Annotated in this window: 14 protein-coding genes and 1 tRNA gene; 8 read left to right on the plus strand and 7 right to left on the minus strand. The window is 73.9% G+C overall.

The features are described from left to right. Positions 1-26: 26 nt before the first annotated feature. The 3 genes from BLT82_RS13155 to BLT82_RS13165 form a co-directional block, all read right to left on the minus strand. Positions 27-1,517 carry a glycoside hydrolase family 18 protein gene (locus BLT82_RS13155; RefSeq protein WP_093654180.1) on the minus strand — a complete coding sequence of 497 codons (1,491 nt, stop codon included), beginning with the start codon at positions 1,515-1,517 and terminating at the stop codon, positions 27-29. A 162-nt stretch (positions 1,518-1,679) separates the two neighbouring features. Continuing rightward, positions 1,680-3,089 (minus strand): sensor histidine kinase, encoded by a 1,410-nt coding sequence (locus BLT82_RS13160; RefSeq protein ID WP_093654182.1) that lies wholly within the window; start codon positions 3,087-3,089, stop codon positions 1,680-1,682. Further along, a complete protein-coding gene (locus BLT82_RS13165) occupies positions 3,086-3,775 on the minus strand; it encodes a response regulator transcription factor (RefSeq protein ID WP_093654184.1) in 690 nt (229 codons plus the stop codon). Before BLT82_RS13165 ends, BLT82_RS13160 begins: the two co-directional genes overlap by 4 nt. Positions 3,776-3,843: 68 nt before the next feature. Here BLT82_RS13165 and BLT82_RS13170 point away from each other — a divergent pair, with 68 nt between their 5' ends. Further along, complete coding sequence (locus BLT82_RS13170) at positions 3,844-4,398, plus strand: hypothetical protein (RefSeq protein WP_093654186.1); 555 nt, start codon at positions 3,844-3,846, stop codon at positions 4,396-4,398. Positions 4,399-4,497: 99 nt separating this feature from the next. On the opposite strand, the gene BLT82_RS13175 is transcribed toward BLT82_RS13170, so the two are convergent. Then, a complete protein-coding gene (locus BLT82_RS13175; RefSeq protein WP_093654188.1) occupies positions 4,498-5,364 on the minus strand; it encodes a spermidine synthase in 867 nt (288 codons plus the stop codon). A 174-nt stretch (positions 5,365-5,538) separates the two neighbouring features. After that, positions 5,539-6,021 (minus strand): hypothetical protein, encoded by a 483-nt coding sequence (locus BLT82_RS13180; protein WP_093654190.1) that lies wholly within the window; start codon positions 6,019-6,021, stop codon positions 5,539-5,541. A gap of 272 nt (positions 6,022-6,293) precedes the next feature. Here BLT82_RS13180 and BLT82_RS13185 point away from each other — a divergent pair, with 272 nt between their 5' ends. Further along, the gene (locus tag BLT82_RS13185; protein WP_093654192.1) at positions 6,294-7,688 is read left to right on the plus strand and encodes an NsdA family TPR-like regulatory protein; all 1,395 of its coding nucleotides are present in this window, start codon (positions 6,294-6,296) and stop codon (positions 7,686-7,688) included. A 33-nt stretch (positions 7,689-7,721) separates the two neighbouring features. Here BLT82_RS13185 and BLT82_RS13190 read toward each other — a convergent pair whose 3' ends face one another. Then, complete coding sequence (locus tag BLT82_RS13190; RefSeq protein ID WP_093654194.1) at positions 7,722-8,342, minus strand: histidine phosphatase family protein; 621 nt, start codon at positions 8,340-8,342, stop codon at positions 7,722-7,724. 223 nt (positions 8,343-8,565) lie between these two features. Here BLT82_RS13190 and BLT82_RS13195 point away from each other — a divergent pair, with 223 nt between their 5' ends. From BLT82_RS13195 to BLT82_RS13220, 6 genes are all read left to right on the plus strand, one after another. Further along, entirely contained in the window at positions 8,566-9,747 is a 1,182-nt protein-coding gene (locus BLT82_RS13195) for a hypothetical protein (RefSeq protein WP_244291945.1), read from the plus strand. A gap of 172 nt (positions 9,748-9,919) precedes the next feature. Continuing rightward, positions 9,920-11,509 carry a hypothetical protein gene (locus BLT82_RS13200; protein WP_093654196.1) on the plus strand — a complete coding sequence of 530 codons (1,590 nt, stop codon included), beginning with the start codon at positions 9,920-9,922 and terminating at the stop codon, positions 11,507-11,509. Then, positions 11,506-12,852 (plus strand): AAA family ATPase, encoded by a 1,347-nt coding sequence (locus BLT82_RS13205; protein WP_093654198.1) that lies wholly within the window; start codon positions 11,506-11,508, stop codon positions 12,850-12,852. The genes BLT82_RS13200 and BLT82_RS13205 overlap by 4 nt, the downstream gene beginning before the upstream one ends. Positions 12,853-12,988: 136 nt before the next feature. Further along, on the plus strand, positions 12,989-13,348 hold the full coding sequence (locus BLT82_RS13210) for a hypothetical protein (RefSeq protein ID WP_093654286.1): 360 nt from the start codon (positions 12,989-12,991) through the stop codon (positions 13,346-13,348). A gap of 251 nt (positions 13,349-13,599) precedes the next feature. After that, positions 13,600-14,268 carry a bifunctional DNA primase/polymerase gene (locus BLT82_RS13215; RefSeq protein ID WP_093654200.1) on the plus strand — a complete coding sequence of 223 codons (669 nt, stop codon included), beginning with the start codon at positions 13,600-13,602 and terminating at the stop codon, positions 14,266-14,268. After that, positions 14,259-14,332 (plus strand) — tRNA-Lys (locus tag BLT82_RS13220). Before BLT82_RS13215 ends, BLT82_RS13220 begins: the two co-directional genes overlap by 10 nt. A gap of 74 nt (positions 14,333-14,406) precedes the next feature. On the opposite strand, the gene BLT82_RS13225 is transcribed toward BLT82_RS13220, so the two are convergent. Then, positions 14,407-15,693 (minus strand): M6 family metalloprotease domain-containing protein, encoded by a 1,287-nt coding sequence (locus tag BLT82_RS13225; RefSeq protein WP_208867871.1) that lies wholly within the window; start codon positions 15,691-15,693, stop codon positions 14,407-14,409. Positions 15,694-15,801 lie beyond the last annotated feature (108 nt).

A 15,801-nucleotide genomic window follows, 5' to 3' on the forward strand; every position in this document is an offset into this window, starting at 1 on the left:
CGGTGCCGCGGCCACGGGGCGGGCGGCTACTCGTAGGCGGCGAACGCCTTCGTGAACGCCAGCGGCTCCTGGAGGATCGAACTGCAGGTGGCGTCGGCGGAGTTCTGGGCCCCGCCCGGGCACTGCCTGTCCCGGGACGAGGACCACATGGCCAGCCACCCGATGCCCTTCGACTTCGCGAAGTCGACCAGCTGGGCCGCGTCGTCGACCTTGAAGATCTCGGTCGTGACGTCGTTGACGCCGATCATCGGCGTGACCGCGACGGTCTTCCACGCGGCCGCGTCGGAGAGACCGAGGACGCCCTTGATCTGGGCCTGGGTGGCCGTGGCCGCCTGGATCGCGTAGGTGCCCATGTCGCCGCTGTACGCGGGCCCGTAGTCCATGGCCATGATGTTGACCGCGTCGGTCCGCACACCGTTCTTCCTGGCGTCGGCGAGCAGGTCGATCCCCGGCTGGGTGAGCCCTTCGGGCATGACGGGGAGGGTGAACGAGACGTCCAGCCCGGGGTGCTTCTTCTGGAGCTGCGCGATGGCCTGCGAGCGGCGGGTGTTGGCGGCCGTGTCCGGGAGCGCCGCGCCCTCGACGTCGAAGTCGACCTTGGTGAGTCCGTACTGGTCGACGACCTTGCCGTACGCGGCGGCGAGTTCGCCGGAGGTGGCGCAGTTGAGGGCGAGCTCATGGCCGGCCGCGCCGCCGAAGGACACCCTGACGTCGCCGCCCTTGGCGCGAAGCGCGGATATCTGGGCCGCGACCCTGTCGTTCGCGAGGTCGGTGACGCCGCCCCACAGCGGGGCGCAGCCGCCGCCGGAGGTGACGAAGGCCAGCGTGAAGTCCTTCACCCCGGTTCGGGCGGCCGTGTCGAGCATGTCGTAGGCCGGGTGGAGGGAGGTGTCGATGTACGGGGCGAACTTCCCGGCGCCGCCGGCGGCCGGGGGCGTGGCGGTGACCGTGGCCGTCGGCGTGCCGGTGGGCGACGGAGTGGCCGTCGCGGTGGGGGCCGGGGGCTTCGTCGTGCCGGTCGCCGTGGGGGACGGCGTCGGCTGCCCGGTCGGGCGCCCGCTCGGCCGGGGCGTGGCGCCGCCGCCGGGGGAACAGGCCACCTCGTCGATGAGGCAGCCGGACGGGTCGCCCGCCTCGCCGCTCGCGGAGGTGACGAAGCCGACGGTGACGGAAGCGCCCGGCGCGAGCTGCTTGTTCCAGCTCGCCGGCCGGACGGTGACGTGCCGTCCGCTGACGGTGTGGTCCCCGTTCCAGAGGGAGCCGATGCGCGTGCCCGCGGGCAGGTCGAACTCGAGCGTCCAGCCGGACCGGGCCTCGCCGCTGTCGTTGGTGATGACGTACTGCCCGGTGTAACCGCCGTCCCAGGAGCTGGTCCTGGTGTACGCGGCGCCCACCGCGGCCGCCTGCGCCGTCCCGGTGAACGCGAACGCCGCGCCGACCACGACCGCGGCGGCCACGACCGCGCCGATCGCCTTCGCTCTGCCGCTCGCCCTGCGCCGGTGCGTGCTGCTGCCCATCGCGTGTGCCTGCCTCTGTGTGACGGAAGGGGGGTGCGGCAGCACGCTAGCGACCACGGATCGGGCAAAGCGCCTGATCCGGACGTCGGCCCGGGTTCTTAGGGTGCGCTTAAGGACGGCATCGGAGGCGGTTAAAGGTTCCCTCCCAGCGCGCTTGCGGCGTCAGACCTCCGCGCCCCTGCGGTTTCCGGAGCCGCCCTTCCTGCGCCGGTTGGTGCGGTGCCCCAGCCGGCCCTGCGGGCGCTGCGCGGCACGGCCGAGCCCGATCCAGATGCGGACCTCCGTACCGCCCAGCACGGAGTGCCCGATGCGCACATCGCCACCGGTCGACTCGGCGACCCGCCGCACGATGTCCAGTCCGAGGCCGGTCGAGCCGTCCCTGGCACCGCTGTTGCCGCGGGTCAGGGCCGCCTCCGGGTCGGCGATGCCGGGGCCGGCGTCCGAGACGAGCACGATCACGGCGTCGTCGCCGTTGTGCACGTCCAGCGAGAAGGCGGTGCCCTCCGGCGTGTGGCGGAAGACGTTGCCGAGCAGCGCGTCGAGGGCCGCGGCGAGTTCGGGCCTGGCCACGGGGATGCGCACCGGGCGGTCCACGCCGGCGAGGCGCACCTTGCGCCCCTCGTCCTCGGCGAGCGCCGACCAGAACTCCATGCGCTCCCGCACGACTTCGGAGACGTCGCAGCCCGCGCCCGGTCCGGTCGCCTGGGTCTGAGGCTTGGCCTCCCGCGCGGTACGGATGATGGTGTCGACCTCGCGCTCCAGCTGCTCGACGGCGGCCCTGGTCTGGTCGGCCGCCGGGCCGGTGCCCAGCGAGGCCGCGTTGAGCCGGAGCACGGTCAGCGGGGTGCGCAGCCGGTGCGACAGGTCGGCGGCCAGCTCGCGCTCGTTGGCGAGCAGCTGGACGACCTGGTCGGCCATGGAGTTGAAGGCGACGGCGGCGGAGCGCAGTTCGGTGGGCCCCTCCTCCGGGACCCTGGCCCCCAACTGCCCTTCGCCGAGGTCGTGCGCGGCGCCCGCGAGCCGCTGGGCGGGCCGCACCATCCGTACACCGAGCCGGTCGGCGACGGCGACCGAGCCGACGACGAGCGCGACGCCGACGCCCGCGAGCACCAGCCAGGCGGTCGTCACGCCGTTCCCGACCTCGTCCTCCGGGACGTACACCTCGACGATGGCGATCTTCCCCGAGCTCAGCGCGGTGGGCTGGAGCAGCGCGGAACCGTCCGTGACGTCCGTGATGGAGGCGCGGCCGATCCGCTGGGTGGTGGCGAGGTCCCTGACGGTGGCCCGCCGGGTGCCGATCTCCAGATCCTGACCGCCGGTCTCGTCGGAGGCGGGCACGTGAACGGCCATCCGCCCCGCCGCCCCGGCCTGTGTGGAGGCGACGGCCCGCTCCAGCTGGCGCCGGTCGGTGGTGATGGACAGCGTCGGACCGATCGCGGCGGCCTGCCGCTCGGCGTTGGAGAACGCCCGGTCCCTGGCCATCTCCTGGATGACGAGCCCGAGCGGTACGGCGAAGGCCAGCACGACCATTGTGGTGACCGCCAGGGAGACTCTGACCAGGGCCCATCTCATCTCGGCGGCTCCAGTTTCACGCCGACACCGCGGAGGGTGTGCAGATAGCGGGGGCGTGCGGCGGTCTCCCCCAACTTCCGCCGCAGCCAGGACAGATGCACATCGATCGTCTGGTCGTCGCCGTAGGACTGCTGCCACACCTCGGCGAGCAGTTCCTTGCGGGGCACGACGACCCCCGGACGCCCGGCGAGGAAGGCCAGCAGATCGAATTCGCGCCGGGTCAGGTCGAGCCGGCTGCCGTCCAGTTCCGCCTGCCGGCGAAGCGGGTCGATGGACAGGCCGCCGACCTGGATGACCCTGCTGGGCGGGGCCTCGCCCGCGGCGGCGCGCGACCGGCGCAGCACGGCCGACATCCGCGCCGACAGGTGCTCCACCGAGAACGGCTTGGTGAGGTAGTCGTCCGCGCCGTCGTTGAGGAGGCGCACGATCTCCGTCTCGTCGTCCCGCGCGGTCGCGATGATGACCGGCACGTCGGTGATGCCGCGCAGCATCTTGAGCGCCTCGGCCCCGTCGAGATCAGGCAGTCCGAGGTCGAGAATGACCACGTCGAACCGGAAATGGGCGACTTCGCGCAGCGCCTCCAGGGCCGTCCCGACGCTCCTGACGGTGTGGGAGGCCTCGGTCAAGTGCCTGATGAGGGCGGAGCGCACGAACTGGTCGTCCTCGACCACGAGCACACTTGCCATGGGCGGCACCGTACGCCATCCGGAGTAACGGAGTCCCCCTGGGACAGGGACCGTGGGCGTGGTGCAGTATGGCCCGGATGCGGAGAGGACTCGTACACGCCATGGCGTGGTCGCTCGCCACGGGCGCGGCGGTCACGCTCTCGTGGTGGGGTGTGCACACGGTGATGGCGGGCACGGCGTACGACAGGCCGCGCGCCCTGCCCATCACGGCCGACGCCCGCACCCCGCAGGTCTCCGCACCCGGGACGTCGTCGACGCGCGACCCCGGCACACCGGAGCCGACGCCCTCGTCCGAGGACGAGCCGGAGTCCGGCGGCGGTTCTCCGTCGGCGACGCCGCCGGCCGAGCAGCCGGCGGCGACCCCGGGCAAGAGCAAGAGCCCCTGGTCACCGCCGCCTTCGGGCAATGTGAAGAGCTATACGGTCGAGGGCGGGCGGGTCGCGTTCGACATCGGGCCCAGTTCGGCCGAGTTGGTGTCGGCGACCCCTTCGGGCAGCTGGACGATGCAGATCTGGAAGCAGCCGACCTACATCCGGGTGACGTTCTCGCGGAACGGCCGGGAGATCGACGTCTTCTGCACCTGGCACGACACGGCACCGCGCGTCGCGATCGAGGAACGCTGAGCCCTGGACCCTCGTCCCCGGGCTCCGGGGCCGGGGTTGGGCGCATCTGCGCCGGGGTTCGGCGTACCGCGCCGAGGCCGGGCACGTCTGCGCCGGGGCTCAGCGGAAGACGGCGGGCGGCGGCACCGGCGAGGGCTTGGCGGCCGCGTCGGTCACCGCGACCGCGCCACCGGTGAAGTCCCTGAGCGCCTTGCCCTGTTCGACCCGTCCGGCGTGCGGGTCGCTCGCGACCCGGCGGGTGAGTTCGGCGACGGGCAGCGTCCGGTCCGAGCCCACCAGTACGGCGTTCCCGAAGCGCCGGCCGCGGAGCACCGTCGGGTCGGTGGCCAGGGCGAGTTCGGGGAAGACCGTCGCGGCCGTGGCGATCTGCCCGCGCAGATGGGCGAGCGGCGGACCGTCCGCGAGGTTGGCGGCGTAGGTCCCGCCGGGCTTCAGCACCCGGCGCACCTCCGCCAGGAATTCGACGGTGGTGAGGTGCGCGGGGGTGCGGGCACCGCTGAAGACATCGGCGATGACGAGGTCGGCCCAGCCGTCGGGGAGTCTGGCGAGTCCCGCCCTGGCGTCGGCGGAGCGGACCCGTATCCGGGCGCCCGGGTCGAGCGGGAGCCGGTCGCGGACGAGCCGGACGAGGCGTTCGTCCACCTCGACGATCTGCTGGGTGGAGCGCGGACGGGTCGCGGCGAGGTACCGCGCGAGGGTGAAAGCACCACCGCCGAGGTGGACGGCGTGGATCGGCCGGCCGGCGGGTGCGGCGAGATCGATGACGTGCCCGAGTCGGCGCTGGTACTCGAAGGTCAGCAGGGCGGGATCGTCCAGGTCGACGTGCGACTGCGGCGCTCCGTCGATCAGCAGCGTCCAGCCGCGGGGCCGGTCGCGGTCGGGTATCAGCTCGGCGAGGCCCCCGTCCACGGCCTCGACGACCCCTTCCGCCGCCCCGGACCGCCCACGCTGTCTGTTCCTCGCCACACGGCCATTATCGGCTCGCGCCGGTGCGGACGCGTACGTCGGTCGCGGAAGGGGCCCAGGGCGACGGTCACCGTCTCCGGCCCGGGCCGGAGAGAGCGCCCTGTGCGGACAGCCGACGCGGGTCGGAGAGCCCCGGGAGCCACCCCCCTGCGGGTCGATGCGCCTGGTTGCGGCCTAGATGCTGTCCGCGGCCTCGATCATGCGGGCCGCCTCCCCCAGGGCCTCGCGGAGCATCACCGGGTCCGTGAGCGGAGCCTGGTCGGTCTCGCCGGGCGGCAGCAGCCAGTCCGAGCCCGCCATCGAGGGCTCCGAGGCGGGGCCCACCGGGGAACCCGCCGAGGCGCCGGGGATCCGGATGCCGCGGCCCGACGTCTCCGTACACGCGCTGCCGGGCATGTCCCAGCCCGCGGCCGTACCGGGCGGCACCAGGAAGCCGAGGGTGTCGCAGCTGCCGTCGTGGAGCACGGGCCCGACGACGGGAGCACCGCCGCGGCGCAGGATGTCCACCGCCTCGAGACCCTGCCGGGCGGGCACGGTCACCAGGTCGCAGGGCTCATCGGCTCCGCCGCAACCCGGTGCGGCCGGGCCCGGTGCCACGCTGAACTCCTGGGTGGGCAGGTGCTGGGCACTCGTCCGTGAGCCGCCGCTGGTCTCCACGCCAACCTCCAACAAGGGAACCCTCCTCGCCGAGCAGGGGCACGTACCGCGTCCCCGCATGGTTCAACGCCCGTCGGCGTCAAGGGCTACGGCGGCACGCCGCCGCAAAGGGTGGCAGTTCATGGCAGATCGTGGGTGAGATATCCCGTTTGTAGCCAAACGCTGCGTGCCGGACCCGTCACAGCAGGTACGTTCTTCCTCCGCCGGAGCCAGGCATCTCACATCCGATCGGACGGGACGGCTCCGGGAGTGGCACAGGAGAGGGCTCGGCCATGGCGTCGTCACGGGCAGTTCCCAACCTCGAGTTCCGGCGGTTGCGCGGACAGCGCTCACCCGGCGAGTTCGCGGCGCTCGTCCGGCGCGCCGCGCGGGAGATCGGCGAACAGGTCGCCTGTGACGCCCGCTACATCGGGCGGGTCGAGGCGGGCGAGATCCGCTGCCCCAACTACGCCTACGAACGGGTCTTCCTCCACATGTTCCCGGGCCTGACGCTCGCGGATCTGGGGTTCTCGGCCCGCGAGACGGTACGGGGCCGCGCGGCCCGCGGGCGAACGCCACGGCCCCCGGGTCCGTACTACGGCAGCAACGGCACCAACAGCACCAACAGCACCTACAGCAACGAGGAGAGCGACGTGCTACGTCGCGCGTTCATGACCAGCGGCACCGTCACCGTGGCGGCCGCGTCCCTGGGGTTCGGCCCCCTGCCCGGCACCGAGGCCCTGCGTTCCGACCTGCCCCGGCAGCGGGTCGGCGCCTCCGAGGCGAGTGCCGTCGAGGCCGCGGTCCGGCAGATCCGGCTGCTCGACGACCGGCACGGCGCGGACGGGCTCTACAAGAGGGCCGCGCAGCCGCTGCGCGCCGCCTACGCGCTGCTCGACGCCGGTGCCACCACGCGCGGCTCGACGGCGGACCGACTGGCCGCGGGCGCGGGCGAACTCGCCATCTCCGTCGGCTGGCTGGCCCATGACTCGGGCCGGCTGGAGGACGCGCGCTCCCACTACGCGGAGGCGCTGGCGACCGCGCGCGTCGCCGGCGACACGGCGCTGGAGGCGCACGCCTTCTGCAACACCTCCTTCCTGGCCCGGGACGCCGGCCGGCACCGTGAGGCGGTCCGGGCCGCCCAGGCGGGACAGCGCGCGGCGGGACAGCTCGGTTCGGACCGGCTGCTGGCGCTGCTCACGCTGCGCGAGGCGGGCGCCTGGGCCGGTCTCGGCGACCGCGCCGGCTGCGAGCGCGCGCTGTCCCGCGCGCACACGCTCTTCGGCCGCGGCCCTTCGGACACGGACCCGGAGTGGATGTCGTTCTTCGGCGAGCCGGAACTCCAGGCCCTGGAGGCCCAGTGCTGGTCGGCGCTCGGCGACTGGCCCCGCGCCGCTCGTCACGCACACCGCGCGGCGGCGCTGCAGGACCCGCACTTCGCCCGCAACCTCGCCCTGTACCGGGCCCAACTCGCCGCGGACCTCGCCCGCGCCGACGCGCCCGCAGAGGCCGCCGCGGTGGGCGAGCAGGTGCTCGACGCCCTCGAGGGCGATGTCGAGTCCACCCGGATCCGGGCGATGCTCGACGACACGGCCCGGGTGCTCGGGTCGCGCCGGAGCACGGCGGGGGTGGCGTCGTTCCTGGACCGCCACGCGGCGACCGCGCCCGCGGCCGCCGCCCGGGTCTGAGAGCGGGCCGCCGGCCCGGGGTCCGAGAGCGGTTCAGGTGCCGAGGTGGCCGGTGTCGTTCCAGCGGTCGACCGCCGGGGCGCCGTATGCCCAGCCGAGCACCGAGAGACTGGCCGGGCTCAGCTTGATACGGGCCGCGAAGGAGACGTCCTCGCCGATCCAGCGGGCGCACAGGACGCGCAGGATGTGACCGTGCGCGAAGACCAGCACGTCACGGTCGGCCGAGCGCACGGACTCGATCACCCGGTCGGCGCGGTCGGACAGCTCCGCCAGGGTCTCGCCCCGTGAGGGCGCGCCCACCACCCCGACGGGAACGCCGTCCCGCCAGATGAACCAGTCGGGGTCCGTCTCCTGGATCTCGGCCTGCGTCCTGCCCTCGTACGCGCCGTAGTCCCACTCCATCAGCGCGTCCCAGTCCTGCGCTCGGTCGCCGAATCCGGCGAGGTCGCAGGTCTCGCGGGCGCGCGAGAGCGGGCTCGTGCGGACTTCGACGTCCGGAAGGCCGTCCCAGGGGGGCCGGTGCAGCCGCTCCCCGAGGAGCTTGGCCGTGCGGCGGCCCTCGTCGAGGAGCGGGATGTCCGTCCGGCCGGTGTGCCGGCCGAGCAGGGACCATTCGGTCTGGCCGTGCCGGGCCAGGATTATGCGCGGTGCCATGGGTCCATCATCACCGGCGGTCCCGGCGGGCGCCCGGCGGTGGGGCGGGGGTGCGCGGGCTCGACCCTCCCGTACACCGTACGTTGAACGTCGGCCTACGGCCCTGACGCGGGACGACGCACGGACCCACGGGGGCCGGCCAGGGCGCGGGAGGTCCTGCGACGGGGCGCCGGGTCCGGGAACCGCTCCCCCGTTGTCGGTGGCGGATGCGAGACTTCCGCGGGTGAGCACATCCCTCGACAGCGGACCTCTCCCACAGGCGCCGGCGACAGCACTCCGGCAGCGGCTGGCCGAGCTGCGCGGGCCGTCCGCCGCGCCACATCCGCTCGACGCCCGGGCGCTGGCGGCGCTCGCCGCGAACCCCGGGTGCAAGCGGCGCGCGCTGCTGGACGGCGCGGGAGTGGACAAGGCGGCGCTCGCGCGGGCACTGGGCTCGCCCGCCACGTTCGGCCAGTCCCAGTTCGCCTTCATGCGGGGCAACGCGTTCGAGGCGAGAGTCAAGGCCGACGGCGGCACGGAGCTGCTGAGGCTGCTCGGGGTGGCCGATCCGCACGGCGCGGTCGTTCCCGATCTGACGGCGGCCGGGCCGGAGGGACGCGCGGCGCGCACCGCACTGGCCCTGCGCGAGGCCACGGGAGCCGGGGCCTGGACGCTGCTGGACCACCCGATGCTCGCGCTGGAGGTCGCGGGCTCACCGGCGTACCTCGAGCCGGACGCGGTCGTCGTGCACCCCGACGGCCGGTGGACGGTCGTGGAGATCAAGTCCTTCCCGATGGTCGACGGCTCCGCCGACGCGTCGAAGGTCGGCGCCGCGGCCCGCCAGGCCGCGGTGTACGTACTGGCGCTGGAGCGGGTGGCGGCGCTGACGAAGGACGCGTCGGTGGACCACTCCGTGCTGCTGGTCTGCCCGAAGGACTTCTCCAACCTGCCGACGGCTTCGGCCGTCGACGTCCGCAAGCAGCTCTCCGTCACGCGCAGGCAGCTGGCGCGGCTGACCCGGGTCGAGGAGATCGCCTCGGCGCTGCCGGACGGGGTCTGCTTCGACGTGGAGTCCTGCTCGTCCGGCGAACTGGCGTCGGCGGTCGAGTCGGTCCCCTCCACCTACGCCCCCGAATGCCTGTCCGCCTGTGAACTCGCCTTCCACTGCCGCGAGCGGGCCCGTACGGCCGGCGCGGTCGAGTCCCTGGGCCGGGCGGTGCGGGGCGAGCTGGGCGGACTGACCGGGGTCGCCGAGGTCCTCTCGGCGGCGCGCGGCGAATGGGGCGACCCGGCGGACCCCACGGTCGCCGCGCTGCGCCGTGCGGCGCGCCTCCGCGCGGAGGCGCTGGGCGCGGGTGCGCTCGGCACGCAGGCGCCGGGTACGGCCGCCCGAGAGGACGCGGTCGCGGGCCGGGGGACGGCATGACGGCCCGCATCGGGGTGAGCGGTCGGCGGAACCGCGGCTGGGAGCCGCCCCGGACCACGAGGAGGCGGGGCACCGCCGGCGCTGGCCGGGGTGCAAGGCCCGGGTGCGCAGCGGCCGGCTCCCACGCGAGGGGCGCGGGCCGGGTGACGGACGCCGTCCTGAGGGGGCCGGGATGTCGCTGATCAGTACGCTCGCCCGGCTCGAGGCGGTCGAGAGCGGACGGGCCCAGCCGCTCGCGACCGTGCGGCACCGGCACCTCTCGCCCCGCCCGCTGGTGTTCGTCCCCCTGACCACGGCAGGTGAGGCAGGTGCCCCGCTCGGGGCGCTCGTGGGCACGGACCGGGAGTCGCCGCGTCTGCTCGCCGTGGCCCAGCCGAGGGACCGGGAGCTACGGTTCGCCTTCCTCGCCGAGCTGGCGGAGACGCTCCTTCCGTACCTCGACGGGTACGCCGACGACGTGGAGCCCGCCGAGCGGAACGAGACGGACCCGGAGACCGGCAAGCGGGTCAAGGTCGAGGTGGAGCTCTGCGCGGACGCGCCGCAGCTCATCGTGCCGAGCAGGCCCGGCGTCGACTTCGTGCGCCTCCTCGGTCGGTCGATGCGGTTCCGGCGGACCGCCGAGCAGGACCCCGACAGCCCCTACCCGGCGCCCCCGCGGGTGCCGTTGCTCGGGCGCTGGCTGACGCACTACGGCGAGCGGGCGCGGGTGCCCGGCTCGTCCCTGCTGCTCGCGATGACGGATCTGCTCGGCCGGCACTGGGCGACCGGGCAGTCCCACCTGGAGGACAAGCACCTCGGTGCGCTGCTCGCCTGGATCGCCCCGCCGGAGGGCGCGTCGGGCGCCGAGGCGGCGCTCCGGGCGGAGGTGGAGCGCGACCGCGGGGGCCAGTTGGTGTGCCCGCCGGCAGGTCCCGCCACGGACCCGGCGTTCGACAACAAGCTCCTCGCGCCCGCGATGGAGCTGTACGACCGGGCCCGCCAGGCACTCGCCGCCGCCGAGGACGGTGCGGCGGCCGACGAGCAGCTGGCCCGGCTCACCTCGGCCGAGCGGGAGATCCGCGCACTGCTCCGGGGAGTGCTGCGCCCCACGTGGGACGCGGTGTGGGACGGCATCGACCTGGTCCGGGAGCTGCCGGAGGGCCCGCACGTCGCCGACCGCTGGACCCGCGACCGGTGGTCCTTCACCGGCCACCGTGACCGGGTGCGGGCGGGCGAGCCCCCGCAACCGCGCAGGGACGACGCGGTGAGTGCCGCGCAGAAGCTGGCCGCGCGTGAGACGGCCCAGGCACAGCTGGAGGCGCAGGAGGCGCTGGACGATCCGCTGGTGCTGGCGGGGCGGCGGCTCGCCGGCGAGGCGTTCGTCGGCGTGGTCACCGATGTGGTCATGGCCTGGTCCGAATCGAAACGCCCCTCGCCCCGGCCGCTGCTGACGGTGCGTACGGACGACGGTCCCCATCTGGGCGTCGGTGTGAAGGCGTACCGCTCGCTGGACGGCAAGCCGCAGTGCGCCGAGTTCGTGCGGTACGAGGAGGACGGTGCGATCGTCCTGCGGCTGCTGGACCGGATGGGCCGGTCCAGGGACCCGGCTGAGGGGTCGGTGCCGGAGGCGGGCGAGTCCGTCGCCTGGACGCTGTTCGAGCACGAGCAGCGCGGCGGGCCGAAGCTGCCCGAGCCGGAGGACACGCCGTGGACGCACGGCGGTCCGCCGCGTACCGACGCCGCCGAGAGTGCCGACGCCGTGACACCGGAGGACCTGCTGTGACGGGGACCGTGATCCCGCTGTTCGACCCCGCCTCGGAGGCTGCCCGCGCCACCGCCGCCATCCTGGAGGACACCCTCCACGGAGATGCGCGCGGTGTCGTCGTGGACTCCCCTCCGGGCGCCGGGAAGTCGACGCTCGTGGTGCGGGCGGCGCTGGAACTCGCCTCGGCCGGCCGCCCCTTGATGGTCGTGGCCCAGACCAACGCCCAGGTGGACGATCTCGTGCTGCGGCTCGCGGAGAAGGAGCCGGAGCTCCCGGTCGGCAGGCTGCACAGCAACGACGCTGATCCGTACGACAAGGCGCTCGACGGGCTGCCGAACGTACGGAAGTCGGCGAAGGCGGGCGAGCTCGACGGGCTGGACGTGGTGATCTCGACCGCCGCGAAGTGGGCGCACGTCAAGGGCGTGGACCCCTGGCGGCACGCGATCGTGGACGAGGCGTACCAGATGCGTTCGGATGCGCTGCTCGCGGTGGCCGGACTCTTCGAGAGGGCCCTGTTCGTCGGAGACCCGGGGCAGCTCGACCCGTTCTCCGTCGTCGGGGCCGAGCAGTGGGCCGGGCTGTCGTACGACCCGTCGGCGAGCGCGGTGTCCACTCTGCTCGCCCACAACCCGGAGCTGCCGCAGCACCGGCTGCCCGTGTCCTGGCGGCTGCCGGCGTCGGCCGCGCCGCTGGTGTCCGGCGCGTTCTACCCGTACACGCCCTTCCGCAGCGGCACGGGAGCGGGCGACCGACGGCTGGCGTTCGGGGTCCCGTCGGACGGCTCCGGTCCCGACCGGGTACTGGACGAGGCGGCCGAGTCCGGCTGGGGCCTGCTGGAACTGCCCGCCCGGCACACTCCGCGCACGGATCCGGAGGCGGTGCGGGCCGTGGCCCTGGTGGTCCGGCGGTTGCTGGACCGCGGAGGCGCGTCGGTATCGGAGCGCTCGCCGGACCCGGTGCCGCTCACCGCGGACCGCCTCGCCGTCGGCACGGCACACCGCGACCAGGCCGCGGCCGTCCGGGCGGCCCTCGCGGAGCTGGGTGTCGCAGGTGTGACCGTGGACACGGCCAACCGGCTCCAGGGCCGGGAGTTCGATGTCACGGTCGTGCTCCACCCCCTGTCGGGCCGCCCGGACGCGACGGCCTTCCATCTGGAGACGGGGCGGCTCTGCGTGCTGGCCTCGCGCCACCGTCAGGCCTGCGTCGTGGTGTGCCGGGCGGGCGTCTCCGAGCTCCTTGACGAGCACCCGTCCACGGAGCCGGTGCAGCTCGGCGTCACGGTGAAGTTCCCGGACGGCTGGGAGGCGAACCACGCGGTGCTCTCCCATCTGGAGGAGCACCGGGTCGTCTGGGCTCCCTAGTGGTACTGCCCGATGAGGTTGGGGACGCGCCTGGCCCCGTTCGCCGGTGGCGCACGGGCACGGGCCGTCCTGGCCCGGCCCTCTTGTGCGGGGCGGGACAATAGGGGTGGTCTGCAAGCACGAGAAGGAGACGCGCATGACGGAGTCGTCCGGGCGGGGCGAGCGGCGGGTACGGCCTTCGCCGCTGCTTTTCGAGCCCGCGGAGGTCGCCTCCGATCCGGAGCACTTCTTCGATCTGGAGTCGATCGAGGACCCCCGGGAGCTGCTCTCACGTGCGACCGAGCTCACGCAGGCGTTCCAGGCGGCGACGGACCGAGCCCTGGAGTACCAGGCGATGGCCGCCGCGCAGCTCGCCGACCCGCGCCGCTTCGACCGGCTGACGGCGGCGGAGATCGCGCGCAGGGCGGAGTGGAGCGAGGACTACGCGAAGCGCATGATCGACTTCGGCCGCGATCTGCTGCGCGGGCCCGACCCCCGCTCGGCGCCCCGGCCCTAGCGGCGCGGGCGCGCATGCGGCCGGCGCCCTGGTCTCGGGCGGCTCCCGCGGTTCGCGCCCGCGCTTGCGCGCGGGGAGCGCGCGCGGCGGCGCGGATCCGGCCCGGAAGCACGGCGGAGGCCGTTCAGCGGATGCCGGTCGCATATGACCGGGGGGATGCCGGGGGGCAAGATACTCCTCACCCCGCTCACTGTCCCCGGTTTCGACAACTGGGGGGAACCGGCCGATGACTCCGCGTACACGTAATCGTCATGAGTACTCGGCCGCGAGACGACATCAGCGCCGCACCGTGCAGTCCCGCCCTCCACGACGAGCGCCGGCGGGACATCTTCGCCTTCCTCCGGGAGGAGGGACGGCACCACACCGCCCAGATCACCGCGCCCGGCGCGGCCTGGCTCGCCTCCGCCGGCACGCACCCGCGGTCCGCGCTGGCACTGTGGGAGTCGCGGCCGTCCGCGCCGTTCGTGGTGTCCTGCGGCGGAGGCGTCTTCGACGTGGTGAACGTGCCCGCGATGTTCGGGCGCCGGATGCTCGACCGGCTGTGGTCGGAGGGGCCGGGATCGGGCCCGGTCGCGCACCACCGGGGCCGGATGCTGCTGTTCGTCGCCCCGGGCACGGCCCAGCGGCTGCCGAGCCTGCTCAAGTGGGAGGAGTGGGGCGGATCCGTGCCGCCCCTGCTCTGCCACGGCACGGGCGACGCGATCACGGCTCCGCCGCTGTCCCCGGTACCGGCGGGCGGTGCCGGCCCGCGCTGGGTGGTCGCCCCCGACACCCGGCACCCGTGGCTTCCGGGGCCGGAGGTGCTGCTCTGGGCCTGTGTGCGCGCGGCCCGTACCACCTCCGCCGCGACGGTGCGTATATCGATTTTTCCTCCCGCCGACCAGGGTGCTAAGGTCTACGACGTCAGCAGGCGCCGCTAGCTCAGTTGGTTAGAGCAGCTGACTCTTAATCAGCGGGTCCGGGGTTCGAGTCCCTGGCGGCGCACAGACGGAAGAAGCCCCTCGCGGAAGCGGGGGGCTTCTTCGTCGTGCGTGCCCGGCGGCTCCCTGCGCCTCCGCTCACCGCACCGTGTTGATCTTGACCGTCCACGCTCCCGTCCGCGTACGGTCCGCCACCTCGACGCGCACCCGCTCCCCCGGCACGGTGAAGGACTCCCCCACGCCGAGTGGCGCGTCCGCCAGCTGCGGATAGACCGAGCGGTCCCAGCACGCCCCGCTCTTCGGATGGGTGTCGATCACCTCCACCGGCCCTGCGCCGGACGCCTCCTCGTTCCGCACCCGGTAGAGCAGGACGCCCTCCTTGCAGGTGTCCCGGTCGTTGCCCGTCGCCCCGCGCGCCTCGATGGCCAGTGCGCTGTTCCGCCCGGTCCTGACGACCGCGAGCCTGGTCCCCGCGGGGCGCCCGGGCGCGGCCGCGGCAGCCAGCGGTTCCAGGGTGAGCACCCGGTCTGCGGGTCCGGTGACACACCGGACCTGGCCCTGGTCCAGCCACCCCAGCTTCCACTTGTGCCAGCCGAGGAATTCCGGGGCGAGCCCGAACTGGCTGCCCATCACGTCCCAGTCACCCACATGGGTGTCCCAGTCGCCCTTGCCGTCCGTGGGCCGGTGGTAGAGGTCGGGCAGGTCGAAGACGTGCCCGGTCTCGTGCGCCAGGACATGCCGGTCGGGTGGATGGCGTTCGAACACCGTGACGGCCCGTCTCAGCTCGGTGCCGTCCGCCTTCGTCGCCGGCTCGAAATTGACCACCTTTGTCGCGTCGGAGTCCACCCCGGGGGCGTCCGGGTCGGCGACCAGGTAGACGACGTCGTAGCGGGAGAAGTCCACGAGGGGGTCCGCGACGGAGACGGCGTCCCGCAGATACGCGGCGCGGTGCGCGGCGTCCCAGTCCCGCTTTATGCGGTACTCGGTCGACGCCTTCGGCATCCGGATCCACTTGCGCACGGGGTGCGGCCGCAGCAGGAACTTCCCGTACGAGGCGTTGCGGAAGAAGTCGGCGGTCGCGGGGAAGTGGTCGGCGACCAGGTCGTCCGGTGCGGTCAGCGGGGTGGAGTCCGGAAAGGAGAGGAAGACCATGACGGCGTCGACGGCGCGGTCGGGCCGTGGGTAGGCGGAGTTCCAGGTGTCCAGTCCGAGCGAGTGGTGCGCCGCGGTCCGGGGCAGGGCGCAGGGGTGCGGGGAGACGTCGGCCGAGGCGGGACCGGCCGCGAGGGTGGTCGCGGCGAGGGCCACCAGGGAGGTGAACACCGCGGCGCCGGCACGCAGGGTCGGCCGTTCCACTCCCTCGGGTGGATCCTCGAGCGACTGCTGACCCTCCACGTGGACCTCCGGCTGCGGAATGCGGGACATCCAACCCAGCTTGTGCGCTTTTATGATGATTCGCACAGTTCCGCTGCACCGGTCGGGTGAGCAGGAGACGACACCCCGGCGATTCACGGAAAGTCACAACCGATCACA

Source organism: Streptomyces wuyuanensis (genome assembly GCF_900103455.1).
GTDB classification, from domain to species: Bacteria; Actinomycetota; Actinomycetes; order Streptomycetales; family Streptomycetaceae; genus Streptomyces; species Streptomyces wuyuanensis.